Raw genomic sequence first — 9,335 nt, forward strand, 5'->3', positions numbered from 1 at the left:
AGCCAGGCCACGCAGATGCCTTTCGATCAGGCTCCGCTCACCACTCTCGATGCAAAGCGCTCTTCAGATCCCAAGCTGCCAGCACATGCCCTTGCGGAACAGCACCAGCAGACAAGGCGAGAGCGCCTGCTTACTTCCAAAAGACCGATGCAACTGTCAAAGAACCCGCCTCCCTCCGCTCGGCGCGCCATCACTGGCGCGGCCCAGAACCGACAGAAAGCGACCCCGCATCGCTGCAGGGCAAAAACCGGTGCCCGAAGGCACAAAGATCAGGGTTTAGCAGCCGAGCGGCCCTCGATCTCCAAACACCGCCAGCAACACCAAAAGGCGCCACCGGCCAGCCTGGAAAGAGCAACCGCCCCGCTACAGGGCACCCGACTTGGCACTCACAAGCACCAGTTTCAGGCCCGCTCCGGGGCCGCCCCCGGAGCCTCCGCCTCAGCGGCGGATCACTGAAGTAGTGCCTCTCGACACCCACTTCAAGGCCCAGTCACCCGGACCTTTTTGGAAGCAATCCGCCTTGCAGCGGATGGCCGATATGGAGCCTCTCAGCCCCACCGTCAAGACCTAGTTGCCCAAGCCTCCCAACCAAACCGCCCTGCGGCAGACCACCAAGATGTAGCCTTTCAGCCCCTACTTCAAGACCCAGTCACCTGGACCTCTGGAAAGGATTCGCGCCACAGCAAGTACTTCATTTAAGATTCCCGAGACTTGGCTTCAAGCCCGGCGAGACATCTTTCGAAAGAGCACCGCCTCACAGCGGGGCGCCTATCTGGCAGTCCAGCTAATCAAGTTCAAGCCCCATAAAGCAGCCCATCACGCCTTTCGGGCCGATCCTCCGCGCTGGCCGAACTGGCGCCGCTTGGAATGACCGCGTGATGCGCCACCCACCTCCATGGTCTCCCCGGCAGCCAAGGCCAGCACCCGCCCCGAGGGGCGCGTCGCCAGCACCGCCTCAATCCACTCGTTGAGCCGGCCGCTCTCCGCCAGGGCACCGTCGATGTCCCGGTAAACCTCCGGAAACCGCAGCGCCATCCAGCGCCAGGCGACGAGCCGGCGATGCACCCGCTCGGCCAGTTGCAGCGTCTCCTGGCTGGCCCGGCTGGGGGGCGGCAGGTGCCCCGCCCGCGGCGGCGGCGCCGTCCGGCCCAGCGCATGCTCCACTGCCCAACCCGCCAGCCGCTCGATGCCCTCGTCCCGCTCGTCCACCGGGCACATCGCATAGGTCCAGCGGTCCAGCAGGGAGAGCTCCCACACCCCGTCCACCGCCGCGGCAATGGCGATCTGCGTCGACAGGTCGCCCAGCCGGTAGTTCGGGTCATCGCGCCGCAGCACCGACCGCTCGATCCGCCGCAGCGTACCGAACAGGCTCTCGGTGCCGATCTCGGCCGCCACCGCGGCGACGATATCTGCATCGGGGGCCACCGGCGGGCGCAGATCCCCTGGCGCCGCGGGGCCCGCCGCCAGCGCATGGGCAATCGCCGCCGGGTCGCCGCCGCCCTCGAGGACAGCCACGATCCCCTCCGCATGCGCGCCCCCGAATCGTCCGGCGCGGCCGCCGATCTGCTTGATCTCCTGCACCGTCAGCGGGCGGTCCTGCTGCCCATCCCATTTGGTTAGCGCCGAGAACACCACCCGCCGCAGCGGGCCGATGTTCAGCCCCATGCCGATCGCATCGGTCGCCACCAGCACCTCAGCCTCGCCTTCCCGGAAGCGTCGCGCCTCGGCCCGCCGCACCGTGGGGCCGAGCGCGCCATAGACCACCGCCACGCTCCGCCCGCGCCGCAACAGAGCCGCGCGGAGCTCAAACACCTCCCGCCGCGAGAACGCGATCACCGCATCGCCGCGGCCGATATCATCCAGCGGCACCGGATCCGCTGCCGCGGCCAGCGGCCCCATCCGCTCCAGCCGCACCTCCTCCAGCGGGTCGCCGCAGAGCCGGGCGATGCGCCCGATCATCGGCGCCGCATCAGGGGCACCCAGCACGATCACCGTCCGCGCAGGCACCCCCATGATGGCCGCCGTCCAGGCCGGGCCCCGCTCGGGGTCGGCCAGCATCTGCGCCTCGTCGATCACCGCCACATCGACCGGTGTGCGGAAGGGGCACATCTCCACCGTCGCTGCCGTATGGCGGCTGCCAGGGGCAAGGATGCGCTCCTCCCCGGTCGAGAGCGCGGTGGGCACGCCGCGCGCCTCCAGCGCCTCCCGGTACTCATGCGCGAGAAGCCGAAGCGGCCCGAGCGCCAGCCCGGTCTCCGCCTCCGCCAGCCGCGTCAGCCCGAAATAGGTCTTGCCCGAGTTGGTCGGGCCCAGGCAGGCGATGATCCGACGGTTCAGGGCGCGGGCGGTGACGAAATGCGCGGCATAGCGGTCAAGACCCGCTACGCGGGCGACAGCCGCATTGGTCACACCGCGCGGTTCGGCCCGGGCCTCGCGTGGTGCCGGCGGCGGGGCACCGGCCTCGGCCTTCCGCCACTCGGGCAGCGAGGCTCGCAGGCCCTCCAGGACGGCAGGGTCGAACTGGGGCTCCCGCACCGTCCTGCCGCCCTCGCGGACCACCACTTGGCGGGCAACGGGCAGGCGGCCGGCGCGGATCCAGCGCTCCGCCTCCGCCCCGGTGCAGCCCAGCAGCGCCGGCACCGCCCCAGCGCCGATCAGGGACGCCTCCCATGCCTCCAGGCGGCGCTCCTCCTCGGCTCTGGTCTCGCGTGCCGCCCGTGCCGCGCTGCGCCGTTCGGCCCGGCGCTGGCGCTCTGCCTCGACCGCCCGGCGGGCGAAGGCAGCGGCATCCGGGCCGGACAGCGCGAAGGCCTCAGCAACGAAGCGGGCGCAATGCCCGACCGCCTCCATCGTGGCCTCCCCGGCTGGCCCTTTCGGCAGCTCGTCCAGCGCGGCGGCGAGCGCCGTCTCGGGCACGCCGTAGCCGCCGAGCCGAGCCAGCACCGCCTCACGCAGTGCCGCCAGCAACTCGGCATCCCCAGCATCCGGGGCGCCGATGTTGGCCATCGCCACATCAAGGTCGTCGCGCCGCACCGGCAGGGCTTCGGCACGCTTGGCCAGGGCCTCCAGCCGCCTGCGCCAGTCGGCCTGCTCGCCGGCGCCGCCACTCACGGAACGGGAGAGGTGGTTTTGGCCCATGACAGTCTCCTGCGCAGGACCTGCCCGGTGCCGGGAAGGTCGTGTCGGCAGGTTAGCGTTCGGGCAACCCTGGCGTTCGATCGCCCAGGCCGAAGGCTATTTGTCGTCCTCGCTGTCGGGTGCCATTGGGACGCCCTGCGCATTGCCGCCGCCGTAGCGCACGTTCCCGCCCGGGGTCAGGATGGACGGGTCCGTCTCCTCGCTGGATTGGCCACCTTCCTTCCTCCGCTCTGCCGCGGCCTCGGGCCGCCCCCGGCTCGCCTGGTCCTGCCCCGCCGTGCTCGTGCCGTCGTCCTGCTTCTTGGCCATCAGATCCAACTCCTGCGCATCGCTACCGGGTGACGAGCACAGGCAACGCGCGAAGGCCATAAATGGCGCCAGCATTCTATTGCCGAGCGCCAACGGATGCTTACCGCCAGCCAAAGCATACGGCAGGTAGCCTGGCGCAACCGTCCTTGTCGGCAGCTAGCCAGCTTGCATTCGTCGGAGCCGTCAGGCTCGACAGGAGTTTCTGCACCAATCCTGCTGGCGGAAAGGAGTTGCACCTTCGCGGAAAGCAGGCGTTGGCCTTCGATGCTGAACGAAGATTGTCTGAATATCCGCCTTGGCGATTACCTAGATCGCCGCCGAGATCCTCGTCCTGAGGCTGCAACCGATGCGGCCGCTGATGAGGGTGACGCAGCACTGGACGACACGGAGAGTGGAGGGTAGCGCGAGGCACGCTTGGTCCTGCCCCTGATGTGGTTCGGGATTACGCAACTCGTCGGGCTTTTTTGGCCGTATCCCAAAGTGATCCAGCGCAAGGAATAGCCTTGCGGCTTCATTGGCCGCTCTCGTCATCCAAACTCTAGCCTTCTGCCGATCGCCGCCTCGACGCTGCCATCAGTCGGGCAGGTGACTTCGATGGTGCCGCCGTGATCGCCAGCATCTCGCATGCGGCTGATGTGGCCGAGCGGATTGCGCGCTAGGCCGAGGCTCCTATCGCAGACGCCTCGAGCAGTACCTATGCTCCCGGCATATGCTTGTCGGTATCCATATCGACGAGGATGTCAGCATCCTCAGTTGCCGTAGCTAGAAGCTTGAAAATGTTTGGTCATTCTGTCGGCAAGAGGGTTTCCTAAGGTCAGCTGAACCGCTTCGGCGATACCGGCACCTCACTTCCGGCCCAGTAGATCAACCGGCAGCTATGATCTGCCAATGGGATGCCGGTGAAGGCGCTGGAGATAGCGGCTCTCGCATTGGCAGCACAACGGCGCCATCTTCCCGCGGTGCCCGCTGCTATTGCCTCGTCTCCACCTGTTGACCACGGCCCGCCGACCGAGGCGCTGGCCGGCCTCGTCGAGCGGGTCACCTACCACAACGCTGAAAACGGTTTTTGCGTGCTGCGGATCAAGGCGCGTGGGCAGCGTGACCTGGTCACGGTCGTCGGGCACGCCGCCTCGATCTCAGCCGGCGAGTGGGTGCAGCTCTCTGGCACCTGGATCAACGACCGCACCCATGGTCTGCAGTTTCGGGCGGGGTTCCTGAAGGCCACGCAGCCCACCACACTGGATGGCATCGAGAAGTATCTTGGCTCGGGCATGATCCGCGGGATCGGTCCGGTTTATGCCAAGAAGCTGGTGCGGGCATTCGGAACGGCGGTCTTCGAGCTGATTGAGGCTGAGCCCGACCGCTTGCGCGAGGTCACCGGCATCGGTCCCAAGCGCGCGGCGCGCATCGTTGCGGGCTGGGCAGAGCAGAAGGTGATCCGCGAGATCATGCTCTTCCTGCATGCCAACGGGGTTGGGACGTCGCGGGCTGTGCGGATCTACAAGACCTATGGCGCGAATGCCGTGCAGGCCATCACCGAGAACCCCTACCGGCTGGCACGCGACATCCGCGGCATCGGCTTCCGCACCGCCGACATCGTCGCAGGCAAGCTCGGCATCGAGCCCACGGCGATGATCCGGGTCCGCGCCGGCATCTCCTTTGCCCTGGCCGAGGCCACCGGTGAGGGCCATTGCGGGCTACCGGTCGGGGAACTGACCACGCTTGCCGGCCAGCTGCTGGACGTCCCTCCCGACCTGATCGAAACCGCGCTCACCCTCGAGCTTGAGGCCGGCGAGGTGGTGGCCGACACATTGGAGGGTGATCGTTGCGTGTTCCTGGCCGGCCTTTATCGCGCCGAGCAGAGCATCGCCGAGCAGCTGATGCGCCTGGCCACTGGCCGGCAGCCCTGGCCGGCGATCGATGCCGACAAGGCAATCCCTTGGGTGGAGGGACGCACCGGCCTCGCCCTGGCCACCAGCCAGCGGGAGGCCATGCGGCTGGCGCTCTCCTCCAAGGTGCTGGTGATCACCGGTGGCCCCGGCGTGGGCAAGACCACGCTGGTCAACTCCATCCTGCAGGTACTCCGGGCCAAGGGGGTGGAGGTGGCCCTGTGTGCCCCAACGGGTCGGGCCGCCAAGCGCCTGACCGAGAGCACGGGCCTGGAGGCCCGGACCATTCACCGCCTGCTGGAGAGCGATCCCAAGACGGGCGGCTTCAAGCGCGATGACATGAACCCACTGGCCTGCGAGCTGTTGGTGGTGGACGAGACCTCGATGGTGGACGTGCCGCTGATGCGGGCCCTGCTCCGGGCGCTGCCGGACAGCTCGGCCCTGCTGCTGGTCGGTGATGTGGACCAGCTGCCGAGCGTCGGGCCTGGGCAGGTGCTGGCCGACATCATCGGTTCAGGCGCCGTGCCGGTGGTGCGGCTGACGGAGGTGTTTCGCCAGGCTGCCGAGAGCCAGGTCGTGGTGAATGCGCACCGCATCAACCGCGGCCAGCTGCCCGAGCTCAAGTCAGCCACGGGCAGCGACTTCTTCTTCGTGGAGGCTGACGAGCCCGAAGATGGCGTCCGCAAACTGCTGGCCATGGTGCGCGAGCGCATCCCTGCCCGGTTTGGGCTCGATCCGATCCGGGACGTCCAGGTGCTGTGCCCGATGAACCGGGGAGGATTGGGTGCGCGGGCGCTCAATATCGAGCTGCAGCAGGCACTCAACCCGCCGGGCGAGCTCCGGGTCGAGCGCTTTGGCTGGACCTACTGCCCCGGCGACAAGGTCATGCAGGTGGCTAACAGCTATGACCGCGATGTGTTCAACGGCGATCTCGGCGTGATCACGGGTATCGACCTGGAAGCCGGTGAACTCACCGCCAGCTTCGACGGCCGGCCGGTGACCTACGGCTTTGGCGAACTTGACGAGCTGGTGCTGGCCTACGCCACGACCATCCACAAAGCGCAGGGGTCGGAGTACCCGGCCGTGGTGATCCCGCTCACGACGCAGCACTACGCCATGCTGGCCCGCAACCTGCTCTACACCGGCGTAACCCGCGGCAAGAAGCTGGTCGTGCTGATCGGGCAGCGCCGGGCATTGGCCATCGCGGTCCGCAACCAGGGCGCCCGCCGGCGCTGGTCGAAGCTCCGGGAGTGGTTGGCGCCAGGCGGCGCCTCAGCTCGTGCCCTCGCTGCCGCCAGGAGCTGAGTATGCCGCCACGAGCCCGGGTATCCCGCCCACGCCTGACCCCGGCTTCGGCGGCTGGTGAGGACCCCTCCGAGCCCTCGTCTGCCCGCCCCAAGTCGAAAAGGGCCACGCCCGGCTTGCGCACGCTCAGCACTGAGGCGCTGCTGCAGCTCGGCGCGCAGCGTTTGGCCGAGCTGCTAATGAGCCAGGCCAAGGGTGATGCCGCGCTGGCCCGCACGTTGCGCCTCGAGCTGGCTGGGATGGATGGAGGTGGCCTGCTCATGACCGAGGTGGAGAAGCGGCTCCGCACCATCGGGCGCTCGCGTGGGTTCGTCGAGTGGGACAAGGTACGGCCCCTCGCCCGCGAGCTCGACAGCTTGCGCGAGACAATCGCCGGGCCGCTGGCCAAGACCAACCCGCGCGCGGCCGTGGCGCAGATGCGGCTGCTGCTCGGCCTGGCCACTAATGTATTCGAGCGCAGCGATGATGGTAGCGGCGTGCTCGGCGAGGTGTTCCGGCAGGCCGGTGCCGAACTTGGGCGGCTCTGGACGTTGCTGCCGAACCGCAATCCGGTGGCGCTGGCCAGCGAAGTGCTGGCGCTCTGGGACGCCGATGGGTATGGCGAGACCGACCGCTTGTTGGATGCGGCTGGCCCGGCGCTCGGCCCGGAGGGGCGGGCGGAACTACGCCGGCTGCTACAGGCGCGTCTCGCCGCACTGCCGCTGTCCCGCACGCCCGACGCACTCGAGAGCTGGCACGGTCGTGGCCAGATCACCTTTCGCCTGCGCTACCTGGCCGACCTTGAGGACGATGTTGATGCCTATATCGCTGCCACTGAAGAGGGTGGCCGGGCGGAGAACTTCGCCGGCGATATTGTCCAACGCCTGATCGGTCATGGGCGTCCCGCCGAGGCGCTCGCCTGGCTGGACCGGGCATCTGGCCGGCATGAGGGCGAGGAGATCCGGCAGGCCGATCTGCGCATTGCCGCACTGGACGCGCTTGGGCACTGCGAGGCCGCACAGGCCCTGCGCTGGGAGGCGTTCTGCCGCTGGCTGACGCCTCAACACCTGCGCCCCTACCTCCGCGGCTTGCCGGACTTCGAGGATGTTGAGATGGAGGATCGGGCCATGGCGCAGGCGCTGGCCCATCCCGACCGCAACCTGGCACTGAGCTTCCTGGTTGGCTGGCCCAACCTCGAAGCCGCGAACCGGCTGGTACGGGCGCATCACGGCGAGATGGACGGGCGCGACTATGGCCGGCTCCGCCCGGCAGCCGAGGCGTTGGCCGAACGATACACGGCCGCTGCCACACTGCTGCACCGGACCATGGCCGAGGATGTTCTGCGCCGGGCTTCCTCGCGGCAGTATCAGTATGCGGCGCGCGATGTTCGCGCCTGCGTAGGCCTCGCGCCGCTGTTGCCGGCAGAGCCGGGGCTCGAGGACCATGCTACCTTCCTAACACGGCTCAAGCGCGAACATGGCCGCAAGGCCGGGTTCTGGGCCCTGTTGAAAGGCCAAGGCTGACGTTGATCCGTCGCGCCGGTTTCAGCAACGACGCCCCAATGCCGGTCACCGAAGCGCTTGGTCAGACATCATCGTCCAGGGCATCGAGGTCGACCTGCTGGATCGAGAACCAAATCGGCTCGGGACTGCGCGCAGCGGTGCGCAGGATCGGCTTGGCTGCCGACAACAGCTCATCGAGCGAGCGGAAGGGGTTTACCGCCTCCTCGCCATCGCTGGTTCGCATCAGCAAGGCGTACCCAGCCTTGCCCGCCCGCGGCGATGTTGCCGGCTTTGGCGCCGCCGCGCTGCGCCCCGCGCGGGCGGGAGCAGCAAGCCTTGGCTGCGGCTCAGGCTGTGCAAGCGAAAGTGGCGCTGGCGGCGGTGGCTTCTCCTGCTTGGTCAGCGGCACATCGGGCGCGAGGGAAGCCGGCGGTGGTGGAGGCATGCGCTCAGGTAGAGCCTCCAGCAGGCCACCGCATAGGTCATCTGCGACAGCCTGCACGGGTGCGGCGCTGGGATCGGCCTTAGCCTCGGGCTCGGCCTTGACTGGGCTGAGTGATGGCACGGCTGGAGCAGCGTCTTCGGCTCCCTGGCGGCGCTGCTTGGCGAGGATGGCGTAGATGTTGGCGGGCGTGCAGCCGTAGGCCACGGCGACCTCAGCCACCTTGTGTCCCTCGACGTCGACCCTGTGGACGATCGTCGCATGCTCCACGCGCGCAATCCTCGCCATAACCCCCCTCCCCTATGGCCTCCGAAGCTATGGGGCAATCAAAGAACGCAAGCTTGGCTGGGAGTAGCATTGGTAGCTACGGATTCAAATTTGAATTTGAGCAACCCTGCACGGCAGGCCTTCGGGCGGCACCGTCAAGCTGTGCCGCGAAAGGCAACTCCGCTGCAATTTTAGTCTAACAAGACGTCCGGCCTATCGGGCCAGAGTTGCGCCTAACCACCACGTTCCAGAAACACAGTTGCTAAACTTTATTCCGACCGCGGCCCGGTTGACGGTACCTGCTAGGAGATGCGGAACATGCTCCCTGCTCGTCGCGGCCTCTGCGAGTCCCGGCCGAGTCCCAGCCCTGAGGTGTGGACTTTGCCAGGAGCATCCACAGGAGCGGCGTGGACTATGGCAGGAGGGGTGTGGACTTTGCCAGGGCTGTACCTATTGACCCTCACTGAAAGGGAGTAAGCTGCTGCGGTCAGCACGTCCGAGAGG

General features: G+C 67.8%; 5 protein-coding genes. 2 read left to right on the forward strand and 3 right to left on the reverse strand.

The features are described from left to right. Positions 1 to 816: 816 nt before the first annotated feature. Positions 817 to 3,138 (reverse strand): helicase-related protein, encoded by a 2,322-nt coding sequence (locus tag AC5JJ1_RS05100; RefSeq protein ID WP_495784033.1) that lies wholly within the window; start codon positions 3,136 to 3,138, stop codon positions 817 to 819. Between the two features lie 96 nt (positions 3,139 to 3,234). Then, a complete protein-coding gene (locus AC5JJ1_RS05105; RefSeq protein WP_495784034.1) occupies positions 3,235 to 3,447 on the reverse strand; it encodes a hypothetical protein in 213 nt (70 codons plus the stop codon). An 893-nt stretch (positions 3,448 to 4,340) separates the two neighbouring features. Here AC5JJ1_RS05105 and recD2 point away from each other — a divergent pair. Continuing rightward, positions 4,341 to 6,641, forward strand: coding sequence for an SF1B family DNA helicase RecD2 (gene recD2 / locus AC5JJ1_RS05110; RefSeq protein ID WP_495784035.1), 2,301 nt, complete (start codon positions 4,341 to 4,343; stop codon positions 6,639 to 6,641). 116 nt (positions 6,642 to 6,757) lie between these two features. Beyond that, complete coding sequence (locus tag AC5JJ1_RS05115) at positions 6,758 to 8,143, forward strand: DUF6880 family protein (protein WP_495784036.1); 1,386 nt, start codon at positions 6,758 to 6,760, stop codon at positions 8,141 to 8,143. 61 nt (positions 8,144 to 8,204) lie between these two features. On the opposite strand, the gene AC5JJ1_RS05120 is transcribed toward AC5JJ1_RS05115, so the two are convergent. Continuing rightward, positions 8,205 to 8,834, reverse strand: a complete 630-nt coding sequence (locus tag AC5JJ1_RS05120) for a hypothetical protein (RefSeq protein ID WP_495784037.1) — start codon at positions 8,832 to 8,834, stop codon at positions 8,205 to 8,207. Positions 8,835 to 9,335: the final 501 nt, after the last annotated feature.

The organism is Belnapia sp., from assembly GCF_059504005.1.